At 69.5% G+C, this 24,648-nt stretch carries 30 protein-coding genes; all 30 read left to right on the top strand.

Annotation, left to right across the window (positions count from 1 at the left end):
* Positions 1-25 precede the first annotated feature (25 nt).
* The 30 genes from FE633_RS13150 (at position 26) to FE633_RS13285 (ending at position 24,363) form a co-directional block, all read left to right on the top strand.
* A complete protein-coding gene (locus FE633_RS13150; protein WP_138045301.1) occupies positions 26-931 on the top strand; it encodes a hypothetical protein in 906 nt (301 codons plus the stop codon).
* Positions 932-1,170: 239 nt separating this feature from the next.
* The gene (locus FE633_RS13155) at positions 1,171-2,928 is read left to right on the top strand and encodes a DUF2637 domain-containing protein (RefSeq protein WP_138045302.1); all 1,758 of its coding nucleotides are present in this window, start codon (positions 1,171-1,173) and stop codon (positions 2,926-2,928) included.
* Positions 2,929-3,074: 146 nt separating this feature from the next.
* Positions 3,075-3,548, top strand: coding sequence for a hypothetical protein (locus FE633_RS13160; protein WP_138045303.1), 474 nt, complete (start codon positions 3,075-3,077; stop codon positions 3,546-3,548).
* Positions 3,548-3,751, top strand: a complete 204-nt coding sequence (locus tag FE633_RS13165; protein ID WP_138045304.1) for a hypothetical protein — start codon at positions 3,548-3,550, stop codon at positions 3,749-3,751. Before FE633_RS13160 ends, FE633_RS13165 begins: the two co-directional genes overlap by 1 nt.
* 121 nt (positions 3,752-3,872) lie before the next feature.
* Complete coding sequence (locus FE633_RS13170; RefSeq protein WP_138045305.1) at positions 3,873-4,388, top strand: GIY-YIG nuclease family protein; 516 nt, start codon at positions 3,873-3,875, stop codon at positions 4,386-4,388.
* A complete protein-coding gene (locus FE633_RS13175; RefSeq protein WP_138045306.1) occupies positions 4,388-6,256 on the top strand; it encodes a hypothetical protein in 1,869 nt (622 codons plus the stop codon). The genes FE633_RS13170 and FE633_RS13175 overlap by 1 nt, the downstream gene beginning before the upstream one ends.
* Positions 6,257-6,258: 2 nt before the next feature.
* Entirely contained in the window at positions 6,259-6,819 is a 561-nt protein-coding gene (locus FE633_RS13180; protein ID WP_138045307.1) for a hypothetical protein, read from the top strand.
* 156 nt (positions 6,820-6,975) lie between these two features.
* Complete coding sequence (locus tag FE633_RS13185) at positions 6,976-7,851, top strand: hypothetical protein (RefSeq protein ID WP_138045308.1); 876 nt, start codon at positions 6,976-6,978, stop codon at positions 7,849-7,851.
* Positions 7,848-9,269, top strand: coding sequence for a DNA/RNA helicase domain-containing protein (locus FE633_RS13190; RefSeq protein ID WP_138045309.1), 1,422 nt, complete (start codon positions 7,848-7,850; stop codon positions 9,267-9,269). Before FE633_RS13185 ends, FE633_RS13190 begins: the two co-directional genes overlap by 4 nt.
* 64 nt (positions 9,270-9,333) lie before the next feature.
* Positions 9,334-9,840: a hypothetical protein gene (locus FE633_RS13195; protein WP_138045310.1), complete on the top strand. Its 507-nt coding sequence runs from the start codon at positions 9,334-9,336 to the stop codon at positions 9,838-9,840.
* Positions 9,841-9,987: 147 nt separating this feature from the next.
* Complete coding sequence (locus tag FE633_RS49220; RefSeq protein ID WP_281291177.1) at positions 9,988-10,113, top strand: hypothetical protein; 126 nt, start codon at positions 9,988-9,990, stop codon at positions 10,111-10,113.
* A gap of 187 nt (positions 10,114-10,300) precedes the next feature.
* Positions 10,301-10,525 carry a hypothetical protein gene (locus FE633_RS13200; RefSeq protein ID WP_138045311.1) on the top strand — a complete coding sequence of 75 codons (225 nt, stop codon included), beginning with the start codon at positions 10,301-10,303 and terminating at the stop codon, positions 10,523-10,525.
* Positions 10,526-10,616: 91 nt separating this feature from the next.
* Positions 10,617-11,732, top strand: a complete 1,116-nt coding sequence (locus tag FE633_RS48315; RefSeq protein WP_171059926.1) for a helix-turn-helix domain-containing protein — start codon at positions 10,617-10,619, stop codon at positions 11,730-11,732.
* 490 nt (positions 11,733-12,222) lie between these two features.
* Entirely contained in the window at positions 12,223-12,855 is a 633-nt protein-coding gene (locus tag FE633_RS13210; protein ID WP_138045312.1) for a hypothetical protein, read from the top strand.
* A gap of 97 nt (positions 12,856-12,952) precedes the next feature.
* Entirely contained in the window at positions 12,953-13,669 is a 717-nt protein-coding gene (locus FE633_RS13215; RefSeq protein ID WP_138045313.1) for a hypothetical protein, read from the top strand.
* A gap of 164 nt (positions 13,670-13,833) precedes the next feature.
* Entirely contained in the window at positions 13,834-14,295 is a 462-nt protein-coding gene (locus FE633_RS13220) for a Pycsar system effector family protein (protein ID WP_138045314.1), read from the top strand.
* Between the two features lie 15 nt (positions 14,296-14,310).
* Complete coding sequence (locus tag FE633_RS47175; RefSeq protein WP_171059927.1) at positions 14,311-14,652, top strand: hypothetical protein; 342 nt, start codon at positions 14,311-14,313, stop codon at positions 14,650-14,652.
* The gene (locus tag FE633_RS13225; RefSeq protein WP_138045315.1) at positions 14,649-15,677 is read left to right on the top strand and encodes an ATP-binding protein; all 1,029 of its coding nucleotides are present in this window, start codon (positions 14,649-14,651) and stop codon (positions 15,675-15,677) included. The genes FE633_RS47175 and FE633_RS13225 overlap by 4 nt, the downstream gene beginning before the upstream one ends.
* Before the next feature lie 146 nt (positions 15,678-15,823).
* Positions 15,824-16,414 (top strand): hypothetical protein, encoded by a 591-nt coding sequence (locus FE633_RS13230; RefSeq protein WP_138045316.1) that lies wholly within the window; start codon positions 15,824-15,826, stop codon positions 16,412-16,414.
* A gap of 104 nt (positions 16,415-16,518) precedes the next feature.
* Positions 16,519-17,103 carry a hypothetical protein gene (locus FE633_RS13235; RefSeq protein ID WP_138045317.1) on the top strand — a complete coding sequence of 195 codons (585 nt, stop codon included), beginning with the start codon at positions 16,519-16,521 and terminating at the stop codon, positions 17,101-17,103.
* Positions 17,100-17,702, top strand: coding sequence for a hypothetical protein (locus tag FE633_RS13240; RefSeq protein WP_138045318.1), 603 nt, complete (start codon positions 17,100-17,102; stop codon positions 17,700-17,702). Before FE633_RS13235 ends, FE633_RS13240 begins: the two co-directional genes overlap by 4 nt.
* Before the next feature lie 199 nt (positions 17,703-17,901).
* Positions 17,902-18,765: an ATP-binding protein gene (locus FE633_RS13245; RefSeq protein WP_246113593.1), complete on the top strand. Its 864-nt coding sequence runs from the start codon at positions 17,902-17,904 to the stop codon at positions 18,763-18,765.
* 187 nt (positions 18,766-18,952) lie between these two features.
* Positions 18,953-19,216: a hypothetical protein gene (locus tag FE633_RS13250; RefSeq protein WP_138045320.1), complete on the top strand. Its 264-nt coding sequence runs from the start codon at positions 18,953-18,955 to the stop codon at positions 19,214-19,216.
* Positions 19,213-19,851 (top strand): GGDEF domain-containing protein, encoded by a 639-nt coding sequence (locus FE633_RS13255; protein WP_138045321.1) that lies wholly within the window; start codon positions 19,213-19,215, stop codon positions 19,849-19,851. The genes FE633_RS13250 and FE633_RS13255 overlap by 4 nt, the downstream gene beginning before the upstream one ends.
* Positions 19,848-20,768, top strand: a complete 921-nt coding sequence (locus FE633_RS13260; RefSeq protein WP_138045322.1) for an ASCH domain-containing protein — start codon at positions 19,848-19,850, stop codon at positions 20,766-20,768. The genes FE633_RS13255 and FE633_RS13260 overlap by 4 nt, the downstream gene beginning before the upstream one ends.
* Positions 20,769-20,809: 41 nt before the next feature.
* Complete coding sequence (locus tag FE633_RS13265; RefSeq protein ID WP_138045323.1) at positions 20,810-21,157, top strand: hypothetical protein; 348 nt, start codon at positions 20,810-20,812, stop codon at positions 21,155-21,157.
* Positions 21,154-21,792: a hypothetical protein gene (locus tag FE633_RS13270; protein WP_138045324.1), complete on the top strand. Its 639-nt coding sequence runs from the start codon at positions 21,154-21,156 to the stop codon at positions 21,790-21,792. The genes FE633_RS13265 and FE633_RS13270 overlap by 4 nt, the downstream gene beginning before the upstream one ends.
* 185 nt (positions 21,793-21,977) lie before the next feature.
* Complete coding sequence (locus FE633_RS13275; RefSeq protein WP_138045325.1) at positions 21,978-23,045, top strand: hypothetical protein; 1,068 nt, start codon at positions 21,978-21,980, stop codon at positions 23,043-23,045.
* Between the two features lie 106 nt (positions 23,046-23,151).
* Positions 23,152-23,409 carry a hypothetical protein gene (locus FE633_RS13280; protein ID WP_138045326.1) on the top strand — a complete coding sequence of 86 codons (258 nt, stop codon included), beginning with the start codon at positions 23,152-23,154 and terminating at the stop codon, positions 23,407-23,409.
* A 27-nt stretch (positions 23,410-23,436) separates the two neighbouring features.
* Entirely contained in the window at positions 23,437-24,363 is a 927-nt protein-coding gene (locus FE633_RS13285; RefSeq protein WP_138045327.1) for a DUF1643 domain-containing protein, read from the top strand.
* The last annotated feature ends 285 nt before the right edge of the window (positions 24,364-24,648 follow it).

Genomic DNA, 24,648 nt, shown 5'->3' on the forward strand with positions numbered 1-24,648 from the left:
GACACCGATCCCCTGGGAGGTATCCGTGTCCCGCTCCATCCCGCTCAAGACCCCGCTGGACGAGTCCGGGCTCTGGCACAAGACGCCGTTCACCACGCCGCACTCGACGGCTGGCACCGCCGAACGCCAACTGCCTGTCCACACCCTCTTACCCGTTCAAGGAGAATCTGCGATGCCCCTCGGCCACACCGTCACCGTCACGTCCGGCGAGATGCACGAGATCTTCGAGCGTCTCGCGCCGCACCTGCCGCCGTGCCTGCGGAAGGTCAAGCCGCGCCCATCCGGCTATGGGCTGTGCTTCGAGTTCGCCCCGTTCACCGGCCGCGAGGACGAGCCGACCAAGCCGCGCGCGTTGTACGACGACCCCAAGCTCACGTACGTGCCGGAGTCAGACGACCCGGCCGAACACCAGCTGAGGCAGACGGCCGGACTCATCATCGACGAGGTGTACGACACGGCGCGCGAGGAATGGAAGGACGCTGTCTACGTCGCGGACCTCAAGCAGGTGGTCAAGGACGCTCCCGACCGCTGGAAGACCTACGAGCGGGAGATGAAGGCGCTGGAGTCGGCGTACACCTACCTGCGTACGCCGGAGGCCTCCCACGAGTGGCCCTCCGCGCTCTCCCGCCTGGTCGATGCCCAGGACCGCACTATGGCGGCGGCCATCGCGTTCGATGAGCGGGCCCTGGACATCGCCGCGGCCCACCGCACGCACCTGTACGCCGACCTGGGCCACGATGCGGCTCTCGGCAAGGCCGGTTACCCCGAGGCCAGGGACTGGCACATCGTCTCGGCCGAGGACTACGGCAGCGGCTACTTCAGCGCCTGGTCCACCAGCGTCCCGCTGCAGGAGCGGGTGCGCCGCCTCGTCGCCGAGCAGGACGCCCACGTGTCCAAGGTCGGCCGTCTGTCCAGCATGGCCACGAGCTGACCCGGCCCCACCGTCAGCACCAACAGCGGCGCTGAAGCACCGAGCCCGACTCTGCCGTTTCTGTCGGCTGCCTCTCCTGCCCGTCCCGGCGCACGCGGCCGTACGGGCAGGGCCGAGGGGAGTCGCACAGATCTCCGCCCTTTCGGACCGTCCCACCAGGGGCGGTCCTTTTTGCTGTTCACGTCCACGATCCCGGTTGCTGTTCAGCCGCGGGCGAGGGCGCCTACCAAGGAGGATTGATGGAAACCCTCGTGACCGCCGCCGCATGGCTGGCTGAGCGGTGGCAGATCAGCGTCGGGACCACGGTCGTGGCCGGGGGCTCGGTGCTGCTCTACCGCGCGATGCGACGCTCGGGCGCCCCGCCGTGGGAGCGCCCGGAGTTGGACGAGGAAGCGCGTGTGGAGCGGCGGGAGCGTCGCGGTCGGCGTGCCGAGGACGTGATGACGCTGGTGGTAGCCGCCGCGGCCGCCTACCTGTCATCGACTGGGCTGCGAAAGTTCGGCGAAGACGTGATGGGACTGGCCAGTCCGTGGGACTGGCTACCCTTCGTGGGCCTGGACGTTGCTGCGCTGGTCTGCGGACTGCGTGCCCGCCGACGGGCCCGCAAGGGCAGTGGGTCCGGGCTCTCCGGGACCTTGTTCTGGCTCCTGATCGGCACGAGCGCGCTCTTCTCTGCGACCGAGGCCGATACGTTCATCGGCAGCGTGGCCCGCGCCGCCTGGCCGCTGATCTCCGGCGTGCTCTTCGAACTCGGCTCGTTGGAAGAGCGGCTCGCCGCCCGCGAGAAGCTCAAGCGGGGTCTCGGGCTGTGGCTGGAGCGCAAGGTCGCCGCAGTCCGCATGCTGCACCCTGTCGAATGGGTCCGGGTGCAGCTGGCGCTCGCCGCCGACGAGACCATCAGCCAAGAGGACGCCACCCGGCAGGTCCGCATCGAACGCGCCGGCTACTGGCTCTACCGGCTACGCCGCCTGCAAAAGCGCGAAGACCCGGAGAAGTGGCAGCCAGTCCTCACCCCGCGCCTCGCCTGGGCCGACCGCAGGGCGCAGACCGCTCAGGCCCGCGTCAACGTCGAAGACTTCGGGCTGGTCCTGGAGGCGGTACAACGCCGGGTGCGCACCCGGGAGTTCGCCGGGCTGAACTACAACACCCCCGCAGCCGCGGAGAAAGCCTTGGCCAACCTAATCGGCACAAGCAGCCGTACCGGTACAGCGTCGGCCGGTACAGACCGCCATACCGGTACACAGATGCTCGCCCGTACCGGTACGGCAGGCATCCTCACGGACGGCCGTACCGGTACGACGGAAGCCAATCCACAGCCCCGTACCGGTACACAGGAGCCGGATCGAGCAATCCGTACCGGTACGGATGCCCGCCACAACAGCGCCGTACCGGTACGCGGTACGGGGGACGGTACCGCCCGTACCGGTACGGGCGACGCGGACCGTACCGCTCCCGATGTCCCTGGGCAGTACAGCTGTACCGCCCAGGTCGGAACCGGTACGGCCAGCAACGCCGCTACGGACGCGGCCACGAGCGGTACAACAGAGACCGATGCCGGTACGGACGAAGACGCCGACCGGTACGACGGTGCGGACGAAGACGCGGACGCCGGTACGGGCGAGCAGGACGGCTCGGGATGGACGGACGAACAGGCGGTACAGGGACTGCGTGAAGTCCTCGACGCCGACGGCAAGTTCGGTACGGGCGGCATCCAGAAGACGGCGACGCACTTCGGTATGGGGCCCAGCCGGGCCAAGCGCCTGATGGAGAAGGCCCGCGAACTCGGGCCCCTCGCAGCCGAGTCCACGCAAGCTGGGCACGCCGCCGAGGACGCTCCCGCTGATGGACCGACCGCTCCGGAGCCCTTCGACATTGAGTCGGCGCTCGCCCAGGCCCGCCCCGTCGCCGACCTACTCAAGGCACCTTCGGCGGCCTCGCCCGAAGCGGCCGAGAGCACGTCTGAACGGCCCCTCATCAGCACCGAAAACGCGGCCTGAACTGCACAAACGAGCCCCTTCGACGGTTCCACCGGCCCCCGAGATGCCGTCAACACCTCGGGAGCGCGGTGAAGGCGCCGAAACGCCGTCCCCAAGCCTCCCACCCGATCCGGATCGCACCACCCCCGCAGAGGAGAAAAACCCTGATGAGCAACGACAAGAAGCCGCGTCAGGGCGTATGGACGCCCGACCTGCTCGCGGAAGGCCCCGAGAAGCGCCGCGTGTTCATCGAGCAGCGCCGGCAGTACCTCGCCCCCCTGATCGCCGAGATGCGGCAGCTCGCCCGCGAGATCGACGCGGACATCGCCGAGCGACCCAAGCTGTACGGTGACCTGCCGTTTCAGGCGACCCTGCGAGCTCGACGGACGGTCAAGCCGTTCGAGCAGGCCGTCGAAAGCCTCGAGGAGTGCCTCGACTTCCTGACCACGTACGCGGCCCGGTACAAGGCGTCGTACGAGGAACTGCCCGAGCAGCGGGCCGAGAAGAAGGCCGACAAGCAGCGCGTTCGCGAGCTGAAGGCCAGCAGCGGCCAGCAGCAGATCGAGGCCCCGCAGCCCGAAGCGGAACCACCGGTCGCCGACCCGTCCCCGCTGTTCTCGCACCTCCGCAAGAGCGGCTGATGCCGGGCAAGGACCCCGACCGGTCGCAGCGGCTCCAGGCCGAGCTGTGGGCCCCTCGAATCAACGCCGCCGAGGGGCACAAGGCGCGCGTCGCCGTCCTCGTCGACATGGCGCGCGCTCGGCTCGGTGAGGACGACCCAGTATGGGAAGCGCTCGACCGGCAGCTCGGCCAGTACCTCAAGCAGGCCCTCGGCGATCGGTAACTCTGCGCGTTCAAAAATCAACGCGGAATCCAAGGAATCCGCCGTGGCGACTGTCGCCACACGCGCGCGTGACGCGCGCGCGTACGCGAGGCGTCCGGTTACGTCAAGTAAGGAAGAAGAGATGCCCGAGAACCCCGATCGGTGGGTGTATCTGATCGGCTCGTCTCGCGCTCGAGTGGTCAAAATCGGGGTCAGCAACGACCCCGAGGCGCGGCTTCAGGAGCTGCAAACGGGCTCCCCCGTGGCACTCCGCGTGCTGTGGAAGAAGCCGGGCGGACAGCCCCTCGAATCGGCCCGTCACATGTACTTCGGTACCTGCCGCGCGCACGGTGAGTGGTTCGACTTTGGCGAGCACGATCCCGTCGCTCTCGTACAGGCTGCCGCAGCCACGCTGGGCTACCACGGGCCAGCCACGGAGCCGGAAACCCGGGAGCCCACGAGGAACACGGACAGGCTCGTTCTGGACGCGATCAAGGCGATGCCAGCGCCTGCCCGGAAGAAGGAAGTAGCCCGCGCGGTGCGCATGACCAGGGGAACGGTGTCGAAGGCCGTGGGACGGCTGGTCGACGGCGGGTTCCTCGCGCGTGAGGCAGACGGGTCCTTTAATTCCGCAGGTAGCGGCAAGGAGGTGCGGTAATGGCCGACGACGACCGGGGCGCGGACGTCTACACGCTCCCGATGATCAACCTTTCGCCGCCGGGGTCGGCCCCGGACGACGACGATGTGCCCACCCTCCCGGAGCCGCCGGACACGGCCCCGCCGCCCGAGTTCACGCTGCCCTTCCACCTGCCGGACGACGAGGAAGACGACAGCGATTACGACCAGGACGACGCGGCCGGCGAGATGGTTGCCGAGGCCGCAAGCGGAACCGGAACGCCCGCTCGCGCGACGGCCTCGATGGCGATGGTCACGATGGCTGCGATCGCCGTCGCGGCGCTGCGCGGTACGTGGTCGGTGGCGGCCTACCTGAAGGCGCGGCGCGAGCATCATGATGCCGTCGCCGACAAGGCACGCGAGGCGGCCGACAAGCAGAAGGTCGCCAATGCCGCGCAGGCGGCGAAGGGCCGCCTCCAGTCCGGGCCCGAGTTCGGCCGCGGCGCGGCCAAAGGCGGTGGCCGAGGCGGTTCGTCCGGCGGCGGCTCGGGGCGCGGGACCTTCGGGCAGCAGAAGCCCTCGGGTAAGGGTGGCGGCCGGACACCGGCGAGCAGCGGATCGGCCGGAGCTGGCGGCCGCGGTGCGGGACCGAAAGGGCTGAAGGGCCCGGGTTCCCGAAACGACTCGGGTGGCCTGGGCCGCAGGGGCGCGAACGGCTCGGGTTCCGGGAAGGGCTCGACCGGCTCAGGCTCCGGGAAGGGTTCGACCGGCAACTCGTCGAACAAGCCCGGCACGCTCGGACAGATGGCGCTCGCGCGGCAGAAACGCAAAGCCGACGCGGCGAAGGCGCAGCGGCAGGCGGCGGCCGACGAGCGGAAGGCCGACCTCGCCGACCGCGCGTCAGCTCGCCGGCAGGCCGAGAAGGACGCGGACGATCGCCGCAAGAAGAAGGCCGAGAAGCGGAAGGCGAAGCTTGAGCGGGCGAAGGCCGGCGACGGCGACACCTCGAGCAAGGGCCCGAAGTCCGAGAAGGACGACAAGACCGGCAAGGGCAAGGACGACGCCGAGAAGGTCGACCTGAAGAAGAAGCCAAAGGACGGCGACGGCACCGAGACAGACCCGAAAGACGACAAGACCGGCAAGGGCAAGGACGACGCCGAGAAGGTCGACCTGAAGAAGAAGTCCTGGTGGAAGCGCCGCAGCAGGCGCAGGAAGCCCGGCGGCAGGAAGACCGGACCGAAGACACACCGCAGCCGCCGCAAGCGTGGCAAACGGCGTTCCACGGACGCGGGCGACATGCCAGGGGCCGACGGCGAGTGGCTGAAGCCTCCGCCCGGATGGGATGTCGAGTACTCGGTGACGATCGAGCGAGAGCCGGCCCCGCGCCGGCCGCGCGGCGCCATCGGCACGGGGCAGAAGGGCCTGCCCGCCGGCAATGGCGGCGAAGTCACCCCGACCCGGACCAAACCGAAAGAGAGCCCGATCGTGATGGGACCAGCCGCAGGTGAGGTCGGCGACACGCAGTTCGTCGATGCCGACCTGACTGTGAACGACCTGATCGAAGCAGACGAGGACATGGGCGAGCAGATCCTTCAGGGCGTCGATCACATGCGGGTCGTCGCCTCGAAGTGCGAGGGCTTGAAGACCGGCCTCGAGAACCTGTACGCGACGTGCCTCCAGAAGAAGGTGCCCGGCGTTCTCGTGAAGTGGTGCATCCGCCTGATGGAGCGCGCCGGCAGTGTGCAGGACAAGGCCGAAGCCCTCGCCGCGTCCCTGCCGCGTGGGTCCGAGGCGATCCTCTCAGCGCGTGACGTCGCAATCGAGGCTGACAAGCGCCGCGCCGACGCGGTCAAGGACGCAGGCCATGTCGCGCCGGCCGAGCGTGAGTACCACGACCGAAGCGGGGTCTGATCATGAGCACAGCAGCAGAAGAAACCGCCGAGCGCGTCGGGAACGTCGTCGAGCCGACGAGCGTCCAGTCGGGCGCCGAGGTCGAGGCTTCCGGCGGGCCGGGCCTGCCAGCCCCGGGTGACGGAACAGATGCGCCAGCCGACGGCGGCGACCTGCCCGTCCTGCGCAGCGGCCGGATCGTCGACGTCATCGCCGACGCGGTGACGTTCACGCTCGTCATCGCGCGACTCGCGATCGCGGCGGTCGCGATGCGGATGCTCTCGCAGGCCGTGAAGGGCGCGTACTCGTACGTCGAGGGCTGCGCGAAGCAGGTCGACCACTTGGCCGACGTCGCCGCGACCCTCGCCGTCGACGACGCGGTCACCTCGGCGCACCACGATGCCGCTGGCGTCATGCGGGAATCGCTCGCCCTGGCCGACGCTCTCGCCGAAGAGGCGGCCGAGATGTCGACCGAGTTCGACAACGCGGCCCGCGACCACGAGTCGGATTACGGCACCGTGAACGAGGCGATGCAGTCCGGCCCGTACGACGTCGCTGAACGCGAGTGGTACAGCCACCGCTGATCACACAGGCGGGCACCACGGTGCCGGCGGGCTGCTCAGCCTGCTAGCGCCGTAGCACTCGCCGGGCCGCAGCTGCCCACACCTGACCCCTTAAGAAGGCGCCGACCCCGAGCCGGGGGCGGCGCCTTCGCCGTCCCCTGAAAGGAGCGCCAGCCGATGCCGCTGCGCACATACATCGACACATCCCGCCGGTTCGGCTCGGCGTTCGGTTCGGCCTTTGTTCTCGGCGTCGGCCGGCTCGCCACCCTCGTCGGCGGTGCCGCTGCCGGTACTGGGCTGTTCACCGATCAGCCGACCGTGCCAGCGCTGATCACGACCATCGCGGCTGGCATCGGCGGGGCTTTCCTGTCGCCACGGCTGCTCACCGCGCACCCGAAGAAGCGGCCGATCGCGACCGTGATCTATCTGACGCCGCACAGCTCCCTGTCGGCGATCCTGATCGCCGAACTCGTCACCACGAGCACCGAGGCGCGCCTGATCGAGGGAGGGGCCCTCGCGCTGTGGACCGTCGGCGTGTGGTGGCTGCGGCCAGCCGCCCTCGGGAAGCGTGTCGCGAAGTGGCCCGACCCGCCAGCCCTCGATCCCGACGCCGACGACGAGGCTGAGGATGCCGAGGCGCCGGACGGGGTCGCCGTTGTCGAGAAGATCCCGGATGATCCGGCCGCCGCCTGGTGGCACCTGAACGCCGCGAAAGAGGATGGCGTCGCCCCGGGTACCGAGATCGTCGCCATCCGGCAGATCGAGGACGGCCGGCGCGTCGCAGCGGCGATCGCCTCGAAGGTTCACGGCGAGCCCGTGCCGAAGATCGAGCTTCGCCGCCTGTCGGCGCTGCTGAACATCCCGGTCGGGCTGCTCGCCATCGAGGACATCCCCGGGTACGGCGCCGGTGTGCAGATGCTGCTGATCGGTCCGCAGCCCGAGGCGACGCAGGCCGACGAGGACATGTGGACCGAGATCGCCCAGACCGCGTTGCCCGGCGTCCATCTGGTCGAGGTGAACGAGTACGACCTGTCGGAGGAGTTGAACCGATGACATCGCCCGCGGCTCTGGCGAAGCAGCACGTCGAAGAGACACAGCAGGTGCTGCGCGAGTACATCCTTCGCACCCGCCCCGGTGGCGTGAAGGGGTACGACCACGACGCCCTGTGCGACCTGCTCGAAGTCGACGACCCCTCGCGCGTGATTTTCGAGCAGGGGCGCGGGCGGCAGGCCGTCGTGCGGGTCTTCCCCGTGAACCCGCTCGCGAAGATGCGGGCGATCACCCTCGAAGACCTCGTCATGGACGAGAACGGCTGCATCCGTATCGGCTCGTACTACGACGGCGAGCCGCTGCGGATGCGGGTGCACGACCCCGAGACCGGCAACGCGCAGCGGATCATCATCTTCGGCACGACCGGCGCGGGGAAGTCCCGCGCGCTTCAGGCGTTCCTCGCGGCGTGCAAGCGCAACGGGATCGTCGTGCACCTCGCCGACCTGAAGGGCGGCCAGTCCGTCCCCGAGGCGAAGGGCAACGTCGCAACGCACGTGCGCACGCTCAATGAAGCGATGGGCCTGCTGCGCGCCGCCGTGAAGAAGGCCGAGGACCGGTTCAACCGGTACGCCGACATGGGCCGCTCGGGCTTCCTGATCAACAACCCCGACCGGCTTGAGTACGTCGTCATCGACGAGGCGAACCGCCTGCTGGAGAAGGGCAGCCCGTTCCGAGCCGAGGCAGCGCGGCTGATCAAGGAACTCGGGCGCACCGGTCGCTCGGTCGGTATCGGCATCGTCCTCGCGGCGCAGGCCGGACACCTCGACGAGCTCGGCGGCAGCGACACGCTGCGAGCGATGCTGAAAGAAGGCGAGGTCATCCTTCTTCGGTGGTCGTCTCAGATGATGGCCTCGCTCGTCGGCGACGGCCTGCTGCCGTCCGGCGAGTTCCTTCAGCCCATCCCGAAGATCCTCGGCCGCGCGCGACGTATCCAGAGGTGGGGGACGCCGGTCGACCGCAGCGCCGAGAAGCCGAACAGCCAGGGCATGTGCTACCACCTGACCTCGGCGCGCCCTACGTCGATGGCCCGGTTCTTCCTCATTGGCAGCCTCGCGCCGCACGACGGGTACGACCCGGAGATCCGGAAGCTGTACGGCTCGAACGCACCCCCGGGCGAGGCCCTGAGGCTGATCTTCCCGCCGCCGAAGGAGGGCGGCGCCGACTCGGACGACGACTTCGAGTACGACGTCGACGACGAGGACGACCTGGAGCGGCTGCCGGAGACGCCGAAGACGAATACCGACCGGATCCTCGACGCGCTCGCCGACGGTCCCCTGTCCGAGCAGGACCTCTTGGCGACCCTCGACGAGGACGGCGGGAAGGAAGTCAAGCGCGGTTCCATCCGCACCACGATCAGCAACCTGCGGCGCGAGGGGAAGATCGCCCCGAAGGACGCATCCGGGCTGATCACTCTCGGCTGAACCGGAAGCCCCGAGACCGACCTCGGGGCTTCCGTCGCTGTCCACCCTGGAGGAAGGCCCCGACATGATGCCGCACGTCCCCGCCCACGAAACCGCGCCGCTCTCGCCTGCGCAGAAAGCAACTGCCGCCGACCTCATTGAGGCAGCCCTGAAGATTCCCGCGATCAGGCCCGAGCCGCCGAAGTCCTACAGGGACCCGACCCCGCCGCAGCCGACCGGCGCGCAGCCCGTGAAGCAGGACGACCGGCGCATCGTGCCGGAGTGGGCCGTCGGCGTCGCGGTCTCCGGCATCGGAATCGGCGTGATGTCGATCGGTGTCGGCCTCGGCGCGAAGCTCTTCTTCGAGTCCGTCACGACCGAGGGCGTGATCGTGATCAGCCTGATCATCTCCGCGCCCCTGCTGCTGATCTCGGCGGCCGGCGCCGCCCTGTCGAAGGTGAAGAAGGCGACGCCGGACGTCACGAACAACTTCCACGGCACGGTGAGCATCAAGAACGACAACCGCACGGCGGTCCAGAACACGAACAAGGCGTTCAGCTTCAACCGCACGCGCATCGAGGAAGCCCAGTGAACGAAAAGGGCTCGGCTGATGCGCGCCGCCTCGGTCGCGCCGCTGCTTCTCATCACCCGCGACTGACACACCATCGAGCCCGTCGACGCCTGCCCCAACTACCCGCAGACGCCGCTGCCGTACGGCCGCTGAGCCCCGGAGGACACCATGAACTGGCTTGAGATCGTCAGCCGCATCCTCCTGCCGATGCTGCTCGGCGCGCTCGCAGTGTGGGTCGGTATCACCCGCATCCCCTGGACACCGCCCCACGAGGAAATTCACCGCGACGACTGATCACCAACGTCCGTAACCAGCTGCCACGCTGAACCGGACCGACCGATGGCACCCCGCCTGGTCCTCCCCTGTGACCGGCCCACCTGCCCGGTCCTCAGCGCACCCCCTGTCCGTGCGCCGAGGACCCCACACGCCGACCGGCCCAGCTCCCCCTGCACTCACCGACACCTCGTCCAGGAGGACACCCATGCCCAAGCAGACCAAGCCCCGGCAGCTCTACACGATCCACGAGTACAGGCCGCCGCAGCCGACCATGTGGCAGCGCCACCGCACCAAGGTCGTGATAGCCGGCGCCGTGGTCGGCCTGATTTTCGTGCTGCCGCACGTCAACGACACCAGCAGCGACCACGCACAACTCGGCCCCGGGACCAGCACGTCGGCCGACGTGCGTTCCTGCACGCAGACGCCGTGACGACTGCGGCCGCCTGAGCGGCGGTCAGCACATCTAGTCAGCCGCACGACCGAACTTCACGACCTCTCAGACGCTCGGAAGGGAAGCGCGCATGTTATCCACTGCCCAGCCCGCCCTCCTCCCATCCCGTGACCAGACGGGGCACCGCATACCGCCTCGCGCGAACAGTCCCGCCCTCTCCGCGAGCACGGTCCTCTATGGACCGTTCGCCAGCCTGGTCCCGCGCTACTCCTCGGCCGCCATCCCGCCCATCGCCCACAGCGCCCCGCACCGGATCCTGCTGCGGTGCATGGCGGGCGCCGCGCGCGGGTTGACCGATGAGCAGATCGCCACGGCGCTGGGGCTGGACCTGCTGCAGGTACGAGAAGCCATGGAGCTCCTCGAGGACCTGGTCGGGGTCAGCGGCCGCACCGCACGGCCAGCGAACGTCGCCTACGGCTACCGCACAGAGCTGCTGGCTGGGCTCGCCGCAGAGCCAGCCCGCCCGCTAGGGGCGTGGCTCACTCCCCGACGGCTCGCCGTCCTACTGCTGGTCGCTCAGGGCCGGACCGATGAGCAGATCGCGGACACCATGGGGTGCACCCGGAAAACAGCCTCCAACACCGTGCACTACGTCATCCGTAGATTCGGCGCCTACGACCGGGCGCACACCGTGGCGCTGGCCTGCCAGCAGCGACTCCTCGGACAGCCCCTGATGCCACTTCCACAGCACCATCCGGTGCGGCCTTTCTCGCCCCAGGAAGCCGAGCTCGTCCGCGCCCTGGCAGCCGGTCAGACCAAGCAGCAAATCCGCACACACAGGGGGCTGTCGGCCAGGGCCGCCACGCGACTGCTGTCCGACGCCGCCGAGGCCGCTGGCGTCAGAGCCCAACGCGGCTTCGCAGCCCTGATCGACTCAGCGCACCGCGGCGGCCTGCTCACCGCGGAGCAGGACCCGCTCGCCCACGGACCGTGCCTGCCCGAACGCCGGCACCAAGTGCTCATCGGCATCGCCCACGGCTTCACCGATGCGGAGATCGCCCGACGCTTGCACGTGGCCTACGACACCGTGAAAACAGCGACCCGACATCTCTACGACACGCTCAGCGCAGCAACCCGCGCCCAAGTCGTCGCACGCGGCTGGGAATTCCATCTGCTGGGAACGCCCCAGGACACGGCGACGTCCGGGCTGCCGGGACCGGGAACGCTTTCCGTGTCCGCAGGGTGAGAAGCCGTCGTCGGCACCGGTCGGGACTCCGCAGTCCTGAGCCCGCCCCGCAGTAACCGACCGCTCGCTCGCCTGCCGTGGTGGGGGTCATGGTCGGCCCGACCACGACCCCCACCACAGCGGCCCGCCCACCCCGTTGCCTGATCGTGACCGGTGGTCGGGGCTGGTGGTCGCCAGCCTGGTCGGGGTCGGCGGGTGGGGTGCCCACATGGATCTCATGCCCGCCTCCCCGCCGCAGCTGGAGCTTTCGCCGTCGCCCTGCACGGCGGACGCCACCGCAGTCATGCCAGGAGACGTCGCACCGAGCGGTCCCCGGATGCCGGCACAGGAGAACTCTCCAACAAGCGTTTGGACGAGCACGCGACCACCGCTGGTCAACGCGACGAGCCTGATGGCCTGCTCGGTCCCCTTTCCTCGGCCGCCTGATCCCAGATCAGGCGGCCTACCTACGTTTCCGACCAATTCCGACTCCAAGAAGGAGCAGAACCTCATGGCCAAGACCAAGCGAGCCATCGCCGCCATCGCCGTGGAAGGCCTCGACGTCGTCCTCCTGTTCACCGCCGCCGGCCTCGGCGGCCTGGTGGGCTCCTACCTGCCGGGCCTGCCGTCCGCCGTGTCCGGCGCGCTCACCGGCGCGTTCGGCCTCGCCCTCGCCTTCGGCGCCATGGAACTGCTCGACTCGTTCATGGGCTCACTCCGTGCGCTCACGCGCATCCCGCCCTCCCCGTCCTCCTCGGCATACGGGCTGAACACGAAGGAGAAGGAGGAGGACCTGCCCAGCAACACCGAGGACCTCATCGACCGCCTGTCCGAGGCAGCCCGGGACGGTGCCGCCCACCAGGCCGCGCTCTTCTCCGGGAAGGTCGACCCCGCAGCCAACCTGCTGAACAACCGCAAGCTGTGGGTCGGCATCGACGGCACCAGCGCACTGTTCTCCCTCGCCGACGGCGCGTACCTGCACTACTGGAAGAACAACGGCGGGGACTTCCCGACCCACGAGTACACCTTCGTCCTCACGGACACCGAGGACGAGCCGGTCCCCGTCACGTCCATGACGCAGGTACGTGACCTCCTGGAGCAGCAGGTCAACCGCCAGCCCGAGGTAGAGCCGGTCGGCGCCTGACCTGCCGGCCCCCTGTGCAGTCCCGGTCCCCTTCGCGGGCCGGGGCAGTGCAGAGGCCCGACAGGCGGGCTCCCACCGACACGGAGGGCCAGCACTCATGACGACCATGCCCATCACCCACAGCCGCGCGGAAGCACCGGAAACCGCCGAGACCACCGGCCCCAGCGCCCGGCGCACGGAAACGCCGGTGATCAGCGAGCTGGTCGTGGCGACGCTCCACCTAGAGCACCTGGCAGAGACAGCCGACACGCCCGAGGACGAGACCACCGCCCACATGAACGGCATCACGCCGGAGCAGCAGCGCTCCTTCGTCCTGGCCAACGCCAACCGCATCCGCGCCGCCCTCGACAAGATCACCGCCTCGTTCGAGGCACCGACACCGTCATCGTCGGAGCTTCCCGCCCACCACACGGCCGCGGACAGCGAGGGCAACCGCGCCGATGGTCCACTCCCCAACGCAGGCGTGCCGACTGCCGTTGAGGCATTCGAGGAGACCACAGCCCTATATGCCGTCCTCACCGGCGACCGGGAAGCCGCCCGGCAGATCGTCACCGCCATGCTCCCCAGCGAGCGCGCCGCATTCGCCGACCAACTCGACGAACTCCGCAAGCTCCTCGGCCCCGTCTGCGACAACTGCGGAAACCTCGCCGAGATCGGCACCAGCACGACCGACCCCTTCAGCGAGAAGTGCCGCTTCCTGTGCAGCCGCTGCACGGCCGCACGCCGCACAACTGACGGGCCGCCGCCCATGCGAGTGAACTGGCCAAGCAGGCCCGCCAGTTCACGGCACGACTCATCTACCGCAAACCCGTGACTGCCCACGCACAGCACCTGGCCCGGCTGGCCGGGCAGCTGCGCATCCGCCTCCTACCGATCCCGCCCTACCCCGACGAACCGCCCTTCTGAACCCGCCACCCGGGCGGGCCGCACCACGTGGCGCGGCCCGCCCGAGGCCTTCCCGACAAGGAACACGCCCTTATGTCCTTCACCGACCCCGTCTCCGCCACGGACAAGAACCTCGACAGCGCCTGCGCCGCCGTTGCCACTGAGATCGCCCGCACGGACGGCAAAGCCTCCTTACTGCTGGCCTTCAACGGCGCCGTGCTCGCCGGCCTCGCCTCCGTCGCCGACAACAACCTGCCACTGACCACCAAAGCCTTCGGCGCCGCCGCCGTCCTCGCCCTGGGCGCCGCCGCCGTGCTGCTGCTCCTGGTCGTCCGGCCCCGCCTGAGCGGCCACGACAAGGCGTCCTTCCCGTACTGGGCGCGCCTCGACGAAGACGAGATCCGCGCCAGCATGCAGAGCGATACCCGCGCCGCACGCATCCGGGTCCTGTCCGTCCTCGCGATCCGCAAGTACCAGCGCCTGCGCCACGCGGTTCACCTGAGCCTCGCCGCCCTGGCCCTGCTCCACCTGGCCGCCGCCACCGCACTGATCTGACCCGGCGGGACTGTGATGACCACCCGAACCCGCACCGACCGCGTCCGCGCATCAGCCGGGATCGCCTTGCTCGCCCTGCAGCAGATTCAGGACGACCTCACCAGCGACATCGACGCGGCGGAGCTCGCCGCCATGCTCCGCGAGTTGTGCGACGAAGCCGACCCGCCCGGCGGCTTGGTCGGCATGTTCGCGCAGCTGCTCACCGCCGCCGCGCAGCGAGCCGAGCAGATCGAGCCCGACCGCGACGGCGATGCCTCCTGCCCGCTGCACGAGGCTGCCGCCCTGATCACCGACAACACCGGGATGCGCCTGATCTGGGCCGCCCGCTCCCTTGACCTGCAAGGAGAGACCGAATGACCACGCTGACCTATCCCGAGCTGCCGGAGAACGCCCTGGTGGTGCTCATCGGCGCCTCCGGTGCCGGGAAGAGCACGCTGGCCGGCACCTGGCCCGCCTCCCAGGTCCTCTCGCTCGACGCCCTTCGCAGCGCGGTCAGCGACGACCCCGGATGCCAGGACCAGGAGGTGACGCGCGACGCCGTCGACGCCCTGCACCTGCTCCTGGAGCGCCGCATGGCCAGGAAGCGCAACACGGTCATCGACGCGACGAACTTGACCAGCGCGGCCAGGAAACCTCTGGTCGCCGCAGCCAAGCGGCACGGCATGCCTGCCATCGCCATCATCGTCGCGACTCCGCCATCTGTGTGCATCGCCCGTCAAGGCTCGCGCCCGGACAACCGAACCGTGCCCGACGACACCATCCGAGCCCAGCACAAAGCGATGGTCCACTCCCACGCGGGCCTGACGGTCGAGGGCTTCAACGCGGTCGTGTTTGCCGACAGCCTGTACCGGCTGCTACCGCACCTTCAGAGGCTGAGCGAGGCCCACACCACCGATCTTGGGCTGGACGGTGGCGAGGGCTTGGGCAACCTGCTGCTGGCCCGTCGCTTCTTCGGCCCGGAGATCCTGCCGCTGTGGCGGTGGAAGCCGAACTCCGACCTGGCGGGCGGCGACCGCGTCGCGGAGATCCGCCTCGGTCAGCAGTGCCTCACCCTCGCGCTCCGGCAGAACGTCGACGGCGAGGGCGACATCGGGTTCGACGTGATGTTGCCCTGCCCGGTCGACGACGAATGCACTGGCTACGCCTGGGCGCCCGCTTACAGCGTCACCTGCCTGTTCCGGGCGCTGAACGGAGACCTGGACGGCAACGAGGACATTGTCTGCAGCATCCACGGCGGGTCCGACGACGTCGACCAGGAGGCCGACGACTACGCCAACAACCAGGACGACGCCCCCGAAGGCCGCTGGCGCCCGAGCACTACGCCACGCTCACCAGGCCATGGAAGTGCGCCCTCGACATCCCTCTGCCGGACAGCTCACTGACCGCGGTCAGCGCCTGAATCTCCCCGACGGTGGGTTCTTTACGCCGTAAAGAACCCACCCGTTAGCGCCGCACGCCCTGGCTGCCAGACAGCTGAGCACGCCCGCGGCGTGACCCCGTCCGACTCCGTCCACGATGAACGGCCGCCATGACAGTGACCAGGAACCGGAACCGCGAAGAGCAGCTCCGCGCCGACGTTCACGCCGAACTCACCGAGATCGACGCCCCGCTGACCGCACCCGGCCGCCCCTCCCGCAACGACCCGAACGGCTGGTCGTACGGCTACAGCGACGACATCGACCGCACCACCCTTGACTGGGCCACCGCCTACCGCATGCTCACCGACCACCAGCCCGACGCCCCGCGCCTGTCCCACATCTACGCGGCCGACGCACTCCTCCGTGAGCGCCGCGTGGAAGGCCTGGCCACGCTCCACCAAAAACTCGCCGGCGGACCCATCAACTACCGGTTCACCCGCTGCCCGTACTGCTGGGGCAGCGGTGAGGACCCGACCGATCCCACGTGTGAAGACCTCGGATGCTCCCGGAGCATGGAGGTTCTCGCACACGATCATCTCTGCCCCGTCTGCCGGGGTGAGGAGTTCGCACCCGAGTACTTCGGCCCCGACCAGATGGAGCTGATGGCCGAGCGCCTCGCTCGGGCCCTCGTCGCCAGAACACCGGCCCTTCGACCGATCGCCGCATGGTTCAGCCGCCGCAGCCGCACCGGTCAGCCCTGAGCTCATCTGCCCGCGCGCCCGAGCGACCAGAGCATCGGCTACCGCCCATTCAGCGTGCCCCGACAACCCCTGCCGATTCCACGAATTGAGGAGAAGCCCACATCATGATCCGAAACCGTGCCACCGAGCGCCTCGCCTTAGCGGCCACATTGGTCGCTGTCTTCAGCGAACTGCATCCTGGCTTCGATCAGTGGTTCCAGCGCCCCCGGGATGCGGCCTGCAAGGGCCTGTACGGCAAGCACCTCGTGGACAGCAACGGCACCCCGCTCAGTCCGGGCAACACCACCGGGCCGGCACTGACCGCGAGTCAGCTCGGGCGCCGCAGCGTCGCCCGCCACGTGGCCTCATACACCGCTGGCCAGCTGGCCGGGGCGATCGTGGTGACCCGGGCGCTGGGCTACCGCGTCCCACTCCGCGCGCTGCTCGCGGGTGCCGTGATCAATGCAGGCACTCACGCCGTAATTGACCGGCGCGAGCCGCTGCTCTGGCTCGCAAGGAAGGCGGGGAAGGAGGGGTACGTCGAGCACTGCACCGCCGCCCGGGTCGACAAGGACGGCGCGGTCACCGCCGAACTGTCCGGCCCTGGCACGGCGTTGATGGAGCTGGACCAGGCACTCCACCGGGCCATCGGTGTCGGCGCTGCCTTGGTCACTACGTGGGTAGCCACCCGCAGCGGTGGCCGCCGATGAGCGCCATCGACCTCTTCCTCGCTCCCGATCCCGTCGAGCGCCTCGCGTCCCTGTTGCGTCTGCGCTTCGGAGAAGCCTGGGAGCCAGACCCGGTCACCGACTGCAGGATCGCCCTCCTGCGCAGCCGGTCGGGCCGCTCCATCTGCGCCGACCCCGACACGGCAGCCAACCGGATCATCCTGCAGGCGTGGGTGGACTGGGACTGGGTGACCCCCACCGTCGTCTACACGGCCGATCCCGCGGGCCACCGAGACCTCGAACACTGGCTGTCCTGCGGCGACCTCACCGAGGCAGGCAACGCCATGAAGCAGCTGCTACAGAGCCTGCTCGACCAACTTGAGCCGGTTCCGCCCCACGCGGCCGACAGCGAGCCGGTGAACTTGGACGCCGCCGAGCGGCAGCTCGAGCACCTCGCTGGCCAGGCAGGTGAACTGGCCGAGCGAGCCCGCCAGTTCACGGCACGACTCATCTACCGCAAACCCGTGACTGCCGACGCACAGCACCTGGCCCGGCTAGCCGGGCGGACCAGGTGCACTGCCGCCCGCGTCGACACGCTGCGCGGCAACACACTCACCGTCAACAGCGCCCCGCGCAGCTGACGGTTGTCCGTGCCGTCCCGATCCGCCTCTGGATCGGGACCGTGCGGAGGACCGGCCAGACCAGGACGGACCTTGGACGGCGGACCACCGCCGCTTCCTTCTCGGCGACTGCCGCCATTGATCTCTGCGCATGACGGGCAGGCGGCCTCGCCCGCCAGCCCTCTGCGCGCATCCAACCGCCCTTCACCCGGAGGACTGCGTGCACCCTCTCAGCGAGCCCACCCTCGCCCCGCTCTCCCTGCCCGAACCGGCCCTCTACGTCCTCATAGGCCCCGGAGGCAGCGGTAAGTCCACCGTCGCCACGTGCTTTCCCGCCGAATGGCGCCTGTCACTGGACGACTGCCGGGCCCGCGTTGCGGACGACCCCGGCGCCCAGGAGGCGACCCCCGATGCCGTGACCCTGTTCCTTCTGGCACTGGATGCGCGGCTGAAGCGCCGCAAGCCGACCGTCGTCGACGCCACCAATACGGAGCAAGCACACCGCACCGGGCTCGTTCGCCAGGCCCAACGGCACGAGATTCCAGCCGTCGCCATCGTGCTGCGTACGCCCCTGGAGATCTGCAAGGACCGCCAGCAGGACCGACCCGCCAACCGGCAGGTCCCCGACCCGGCACTGATCCAGCAGTTCGAGGGAACGCCCTCACCTGAGCACCTAGTCGGCGAGGGCTTCACCAGCGCGCACTACGCCGATGAACTCGATCTGCTCGGCCTTCTACTGCGGCGCTCGGCTACCGCCGACCGCGACCCGCTCGCCGACATCCGGTACGCCTTCGGCGACGACCTGGCCGCCACCTTCTCCTGGCACGACGAACGCCCACGAGACTTCGCCACCGGCGCATTCCGTATCGCCAGCCGCGAGATCTTCGTGCGCTGGATGGACGACGCCGACCCGTACGACCACCACTGGCAGGCCCAGTTCGACGGCGCTTGCATCAACGGCTGCCCGCGCCCGCTCTGGGTCAAGGTCACCAACGCAACCGACCTGCGGTCCGTCTACGCCGGCGCTGCGCCCGACGAGCTGTGGTGCGACGGCTGCGGCGGCCCCGGCCTCGCTATCGGCTGACCGAAGCACCCTGCGGCGACGGCAGTCATCCAAGCCAAATGCTCTTTACGGCGTAAACCCGCTCTGTGGCACATCCCAGAACGACACCCGATGCCCACTTGCCCTGCCCACACACGTGCGGGGCGCGCCCTCGGCCTACCAACCACCGGACGCGCCCCACCAACCCCCGAAACGGAGGCACTTCGAGATGACCACAGCTTTCACCCCGTCTGCAACCACTCCCCCAACACCGGCTGATCCTGACTACGCACCAGGCTGCAAGACCTGCGCGGGTCGCTCCGCCCAGCGCCTCGACTCCGTTGGCGCGCACGAGAAGCGCGCGCTGGCGAGGGCTGACGCTGCAGCCGCCGCCTTAGGTGACGGCGTGCACGTCCACCACTCCCGCAGCGACGACCGCTACGTCGTCGTACGGCCCGACGACCGAGCCGAGACCGAAGTGGGGCAGCCGTGAACGAGATCCTGCTGGCCGCCGGCATACCGGCGGCCGGATGGGCTGTCCACGCCAGCCTGCTCCTCCGCAAGCTCCGTGCCGAACGCCGCGACCCGGTCAGCGGCCTGTGGACGCGCCGTCCCTTCGTGCGCCGCGCCGAGCGGCTGATCCACCAGGGCTGCATCACCCACGTGATCCTCCTCGACCTCGACGGCTTCAAGCCGGTCAACGACGACTTCGGTCACCCAGCAGGCGACGCCGTTCTCAAAGCGACCGGGGCGCGCCTGCACGACTTTGTCGCCCAGCACGGTGGCCTGCACAGCGTGTGCGCCCGCCTCGGTGGGGATGAGTTCGTTGCCGCGATCAGCGTTGAGAACCTGCCGCGGTTCATCGACGGCCTGGCCCGCGACCTCGCCCAGCCCGTGCCGTGGCCGGGAGGCCCGCTCAAGGTCACCGCCTCGATCGGCGCCGTGCACATCGCCGATGTGCGCGAGCCGTCCGCGTCGACCGTTCTCAAGGCCGCAGACGACGAGATGTACGCGATCAAGGAAGCGCGCGGGCACAGCGGCCGCCGGGCCCACCGCCGCGCCACCGCACCCACGACTCGCGTGGAAGCGGTCGCCCAGCCCGCACAGGAAGCGAGGGCCTCGGCATGACGAAGCCCGTCATCATTGAGCCGTACGCAGTCCGCGCACTGACGCTCTGGCAGCCGTATGCCTCCGCAGTGGCCGTTCTCGGCAAGGACATCGAGAACCGTGACTGGCCGCCCGGCAGTTACCGCGGGCTGATCCTCGTCCATGCCGGACTCGACACCGACCAGGCGGCCCTGCGCCACATGCCCCGCGACATGGAGCTGCCCAGCGGGGCCGTGGTGGCCGTTGCCCGCATCGCGGGGGCGCACACCGACTGCGACGGACGGTGCAGCAGGTGGGCCGACTGCGACAGCGCCTGGCACTGGGAGTTCTCTCACGTTGTCCGGCTACCCGCCCCTGTCACGCAGGTGAAGGGCCGTCAGCGGCTGTGGGTGCCCGGCGACCCGCTACGCCGCCGCGTCGCAGCCGCGCTCCCCCGGGCACGCCGCCAGCCCCGCAGCACACCTCCGCAAGGAACGCGCCGCATCCACCGCCGCCCTTCCGGCCGCCGGCACGACGGCCCAATGACTCGGGAGGACCCCGTCATGTCCGTGCACACCCACGAGATGACCTTGACCGGGGCTCTGGCCGAATCCGCCGTGCTCGTCGACGGCCAGGCCTACTTCCGCGTGCTGTACGCGCCCGAAGACCACAGCCAACGCCCCGCAGGGCATGAGCACGAAGTCCGCGAGGCCGTGCTGCCCTGTGCTCTGGCCGACCCGGTGGCCGCGGCCGACCTTGCCGAGCTGCAGCCCGGAGCCCCGCTGACGGTCAGCGGCTACCTCGCCCTGCCCGACACCAACACCACCGGCCTGCGCCTGGTGGTCCTCACCGTCGACGCAGACCTCCCCAAACCGCGGCAACCCGTCGCCGCCCGGCCAGCGCTGCGTCTCGTCCGCACCGACGACCGCACGCCCCACCTCGCCGCGCCACTCGACTAACAGCCCCCCGTCCTACCTCCGTTGAAAAGGAACTCCTCACCATGGCGACCCCCCTCATACCCAGCCCGCGGCCGACACTGACCGCCGCGCAGGCCGTCGCCCTGACCCTGCTCCGCGACGGCTACACGCAACGCACCATCACCGCCCGCACCGGCGTCGAGCCCGACGACCTCTACCGCCTCGCCATGCTGCACGACATCACCGCCCCACACGGCACCGTGGAAGGCCACCACTGCCACGAAGCCCGCCAGGAAGACCCCTGCACCAAGTGCACGCACGCCTTCGGGCGAGTACACGCCCGCCAGCACGCACGGCACCGCAGGACGCTCGCTGCGGTCCCCCGCTCCCTGCGCCCCCGCGGACGGCAGGGAAGGAGGGCCGTGAGGTGACCGCACCCCTGCCCGCCCCACCCCCTGGCGGCCTGATCGCTCTGGACGGCTACCTCGACGACCAGACCCTCCCGGACGACGTGTCCGGCGAATCGGTCCGGTTCCAACTGGTCGTCTCCCCCACCGAGGACCGCGTCGACGAACTCGTCATGCCCTGCACGGTCGCCACCCCACAACTGGCCCATGCCGTGCTGCACGACCTGGGCGCCAGCGACGTGCTGCGCGTCAGCGGCCACCTTCAGTTCCCCCAGGAACCGGGTGACGTTCTGCTGCTGCAGGTCAGCGCCATCCACGTGCTGGACAGCGGAGTCGACCTCAGCCAGGTCGGCAGCGAAGACGACCTGGGACCTGAACTCCTGGCCGAGTACGGGTTCATCGACCGGTACGGCGACTACCAGGTGTGGCACGACCCCGACACATGCCTCACCAGCGTCTGGCACGCCTTCGGTAAATGGGTCGACTCCACCGACGACCCCAGCACCCTCGGCGACCTCATCGCCGAGCACCAGCAGCGCACAACCTCCGCTCCCGACAGCGCACACCCGGAGCCTGCCCCGGTAACCCTGTCCTCGCCCAGCAAGCGGCGGCTGGCCGGCCCCCTGCACCGAATGCGGAACTGGCTCCGCCTGCCCTGACCCATCAGCGCTGCAGCCCCGCGCACTCCCTGACCAACACACCCCCCGAAACGGGCCGGGGCGGCCGTCGACCTCCGAGCCCGGCCGCCCCGGATGCCCTAAGTCCGTCCGGCTTGCCCGGCTGGGCCGTTCGGCCTGCCCTGCTTCTGCATCAACCCGCTTCACTGACCCGTAAGGAGAGCACCGTGGCGCCCACAGCCATGCTCAACGCCCACCACCTCGCCCGCCTGATCCGCTCGACCGCGCCGCACACCGCCATCGACGGCATCGGACTCGACCGCATCGACGGCATCCGCTTCGACAGCGACGGCACCCATCTGCACGCCATCGCCACCGACGGCTACACCCTGGCGGCCGCCCGGTCCCGACTCGCCGAGCCCGGCGAACCGTTCGCCCGCACCGTTCACGGCAAGGACCTCGCCACCCTGCGTGCCTGGGTCGACGCCCACGTCGATGCTCCCCCCAACTACGGCCAAGCCACGCTCACTCTCACCACCGCACCCGGCCGCCTCGTCCTCGACGGTCCACGCGGCACTTTCCGCGTGCCGGTCACCGACGACGAGAAGTTCCCCGACTGGCGGCAACTGCTGAGCACCGCGCTCGCCGACCTTCCCGCCAACACCCCGTGCTCCGCCTGGAGCTCGGAACTGTGGGAGCGCTGGCAGCACGCCGGCCGAGACGTCCGCACTTGGCACGCCGCCCCGGAGAAGTCCCTGATCGTCGTCGGCACCGACATCATCGGCCTGCAGAAGCCCCACCGCCTACAGAACCCCAGCATCGACCGCGCGGACACCCCTGCCGCTGCCCTCGACGACTGGGCCGCAAGCCTCGGCTCGGACACCGGGGAACCTACCGAACTGGCCGACGCCGTACCCGAACCCGACCGCCCCACACACATCGCCGCCCGCACCATTCCGGAGATGACCGAGGACCTGCTGCGGCAGACCCTAAACGCCACCTCAGGCCCGTTCCGAGCGCCCAGCGATCCCGAAGCCCGCGAAGCCTTCCGACTGTCAGGGACGCACGCGTGGGTTGCCTACCGCTACCTCAAGGCCCTGCGACTGACCGACCCGGACCTGGCCGCCGAGATCACCGCGGAGCTCAGCGAGGAGCTCGATTCCGGCGAGATCGGCGAATGGGTGTGGGACGCGGCCATCGAAGCCGGACACGACCCGCAGAAATGGGCCGACGAGAACGCCCAGGCCCAGACCGAAATCGCCGGCAAGACCGACGCGACGGCTACTGACGGCTGAACCAGCCGCTCCCCACACCCCGGGCCTGCAGCGCTGCTCCGGCTCGATGGAGACCCGGAGCAGCGCTGCCTCGTCCTCAGCACTTCCACCAGCAGGAGGACAGCGAGTGAGTACAGCCAACACGCTGTACGAGATCGAAACCAACGAAGCCGAAGACGGCACGCCTTACCCCGCCGAGCACCTATGGACTCCTGTCGGTGAGGACGCCGAGGCACACGGCTTCATCACCCACCGAGGGCTCCAGATCAGCGGCACACGGGACCACCTGTACGGGACCCACCGGCGATTCCGGCCGCCCGAAGCCATCCGAGGCATCCAGCGCCGAACTGCCGCACACCAAGGCCGCTCCACCACATCCGCTTGACTACTGCCACCACGAAACGGATCACCGATGGCATCCCTGAAGCCGCTGCCGAGCGAGGCCCCCGAGGTCCGACGCTCAGCAGTCCTGTCCTCCTGCGGCCGCTACCGCTACCTCCTCGTACGCGAGTGGGGCGACACCGGCCCCACCGCCGTCTTCGCCCTACTCAACCCCAGCAAGGCCGACGCGACGAGGGACGACCCCACCACCCGGCGCTGCATCAAGTACGCCCAGAACTGGGGCTGCAGCGCACTCCTCATCGTCAACCTGTACGCATGGCGGGCCACCCAGCCCCACGACCTGGCGACTGCGGACGACCCCATCGGCCCGGAGAACAACACCTACATCCGAGCCGCAACCGCCGTCGCCGAACACACCGGCGGCCCACTCGTCGCGGGATGGGGAACGCACGCCCGCCCCGATCGCGTCACCGACGTCATCGCTCTGCCCGGCATGCACCGGCTGAGCACGCTCGCCCTCACCCAGGCCGGCCACCCTCACCACCCAATCCGCCTCAGCCTCGGCCTCACCCCGCACCCCTGGGAAGCACGACCGTCTCGCGTCCCGGCGCCCGAAGGCGAGCAGTACGCCGTCGTCCTCTCCCGACCCGGCCTCCCCGAAATCCGCTTCGGCCCCTACGACTACCTCCACCAGGCCGATTCCATCACCACCAGCCTCCGCCTGCAGAGGCACAGCACCCAACACGTCCCCGGCACGACCATGACCGTGCATCCGTATCTCCCAGGCCTCGACTACGCCGACCCGTACGTACCGAAGGACCCCGACCAACTCGCCACGCTCATGGATGGCGAACCCGGCGGGGACGGCACCGGCCAGAACTTCCCTGATCTGTGGGCGCGGCTGCACGCACAGGAGGGATACGAAGGAGCCGTCCGCATCTGGAAGAGGGCGTGCAACGCCTACGACGCCCTGCACTGCTCTGCGGAAGCCGGGTAGCGCACCAACTCTGTCCTGCCGCTTGGGCTCGATGCTCGCCTGGCTCGCTCGCGTGCCCCGCCCTCGGACCGGTGCCGGTTCCGAGGGCGGGGCTTCTTTGCGTTCTAGGGCCAGCCGTGAGATCAGGCCTGTGAGGTCGATGTCCTGTTTCGGTGAACCCGGGGCAGGCTCAGTCGTTTCCAAGGCATCGCTGACCGGGCTAGGCGCAGGCCGTTGACCTGCGTGTCTACAGAACTTCGGGACTTCCCACACTTCGCCGGACAGGGCATTTCGCAAGCGGCTCCT

Origin of the sequence: Streptomyces montanus, from assembly GCF_005786655.1 — a bacterium.
GTDB lineage: Bacteria > Actinomycetota > Actinomycetes > Streptomycetales > Streptomycetaceae > Streptomyces > Streptomyces sporangiiformans.

Excerpts from the sequence above, each read along its gene's own strand:
- FE633_RS13155 (WP_138045302.1), top strand. The coding sequence starts at position 1,171 with ATGGAAACCCTCGTGACCGCCGCCGCATGGCTGGCTGAGCGGTGGCAG.
- FE633_RS13160 (WP_138045303.1), top strand. The coding sequence starts at position 3,075 with ATGAGCAACGACAAGAAGCCGCGTCAGGGCGTATGGACGCCCGACCTG.
- FE633_RS13165 (WP_138045304.1), top strand. The coding sequence starts at position 3,548 with ATGCCGGGCAAGGACCCCGACCGGTCGCAGCGGCTCCAGGCCGAGCTG.
- FE633_RS13170 (WP_138045305.1), top strand. The coding sequence starts at position 3,873 with ATGCCCGAGAACCCCGATCGGTGGGTGTATCTGATCGGCTCGTCTCGC.
- FE633_RS13175 (WP_138045306.1), top strand. The coding sequence starts at position 4,388 with ATGGCCGACGACGACCGGGGCGCGGACGTCTACACGCTCCCGATGATC.
- FE633_RS13180 (WP_138045307.1), top strand. The coding sequence starts at position 6,259 with ATGAGCACAGCAGCAGAAGAAACCGCCGAGCGCGTCGGGAACGTCGTC.
- FE633_RS13185 (WP_138045308.1), top strand. The coding sequence starts at position 6,976 with ATGCCGCTGCGCACATACATCGACACATCCCGCCGGTTCGGCTCGGCG.
- FE633_RS13190 (WP_138045309.1), top strand. The coding sequence starts at position 7,848 with ATGACATCGCCCGCGGCTCTGGCGAAGCAGCACGTCGAAGAGACACAG.
- FE633_RS13195 (WP_138045310.1), top strand. The coding sequence starts at position 9,334 with ATGATGCCGCACGTCCCCGCCCACGAAACCGCGCCGCTCTCGCCTGCG.
- FE633_RS49220 (WP_281291177.1), top strand. The coding sequence starts at position 9,988 with ATGAACTGGCTTGAGATCGTCAGCCGCATCCTCCTGCCGATGCTGCTC.
- FE633_RS13200 (WP_138045311.1), top strand. The coding sequence starts at position 10,301 with ATGCCCAAGCAGACCAAGCCCCGGCAGCTCTACACGATCCACGAGTAC.
- FE633_RS48315 (WP_171059926.1), top strand. The coding sequence starts at position 10,617 with ATGTTATCCACTGCCCAGCCCGCCCTCCTCCCATCCCGTGACCAGACG.
- FE633_RS13210 (WP_138045312.1), top strand. The coding sequence starts at position 12,223 with ATGGCCAAGACCAAGCGAGCCATCGCCGCCATCGCCGTGGAAGGCCTC.
- FE633_RS13215 (WP_138045313.1), top strand. The coding sequence starts at position 12,953 with ATGACGACCATGCCCATCACCCACAGCCGCGCGGAAGCACCGGAAACC.
- FE633_RS13220 (WP_138045314.1), top strand. The coding sequence starts at position 13,834 with ATGTCCTTCACCGACCCCGTCTCCGCCACGGACAAGAACCTCGACAGC.
- FE633_RS47175 (WP_171059927.1), top strand. The coding sequence starts at position 14,311 with ATGACCACCCGAACCCGCACCGACCGCGTCCGCGCATCAGCCGGGATC.
- FE633_RS13225 (WP_138045315.1), top strand. The coding sequence starts at position 14,649 with ATGACCACGCTGACCTATCCCGAGCTGCCGGAGAACGCCCTGGTGGTG.
- FE633_RS13230 (WP_138045316.1), top strand. The coding sequence starts at position 15,824 with ATGACAGTGACCAGGAACCGGAACCGCGAAGAGCAGCTCCGCGCCGAC.
- FE633_RS13235 (WP_138045317.1), top strand. The coding sequence starts at position 16,519 with ATGATCCGAAACCGTGCCACCGAGCGCCTCGCCTTAGCGGCCACATTG.
- FE633_RS13240 (WP_138045318.1), top strand. The coding sequence starts at position 17,100 with ATGAGCGCCATCGACCTCTTCCTCGCTCCCGATCCCGTCGAGCGCCTC.
- FE633_RS13250 (WP_138045320.1), top strand. The coding sequence starts at position 18,953 with ATGACCACAGCTTTCACCCCGTCTGCAACCACTCCCCCAACACCGGCT.
- FE633_RS13260 (WP_138045322.1), top strand. The coding sequence starts at position 19,848 with ATGACGAAGCCCGTCATCATTGAGCCGTACGCAGTCCGCGCACTGACG.
- FE633_RS13265 (WP_138045323.1), top strand. The coding sequence starts at position 20,810 with ATGGCGACCCCCCTCATACCCAGCCCGCGGCCGACACTGACCGCCGCG.
- FE633_RS13285 (WP_138045327.1), top strand. The coding sequence starts at position 23,437 with ATGGCATCCCTGAAGCCGCTGCCGAGCGAGGCCCCCGAGGTCCGACGC.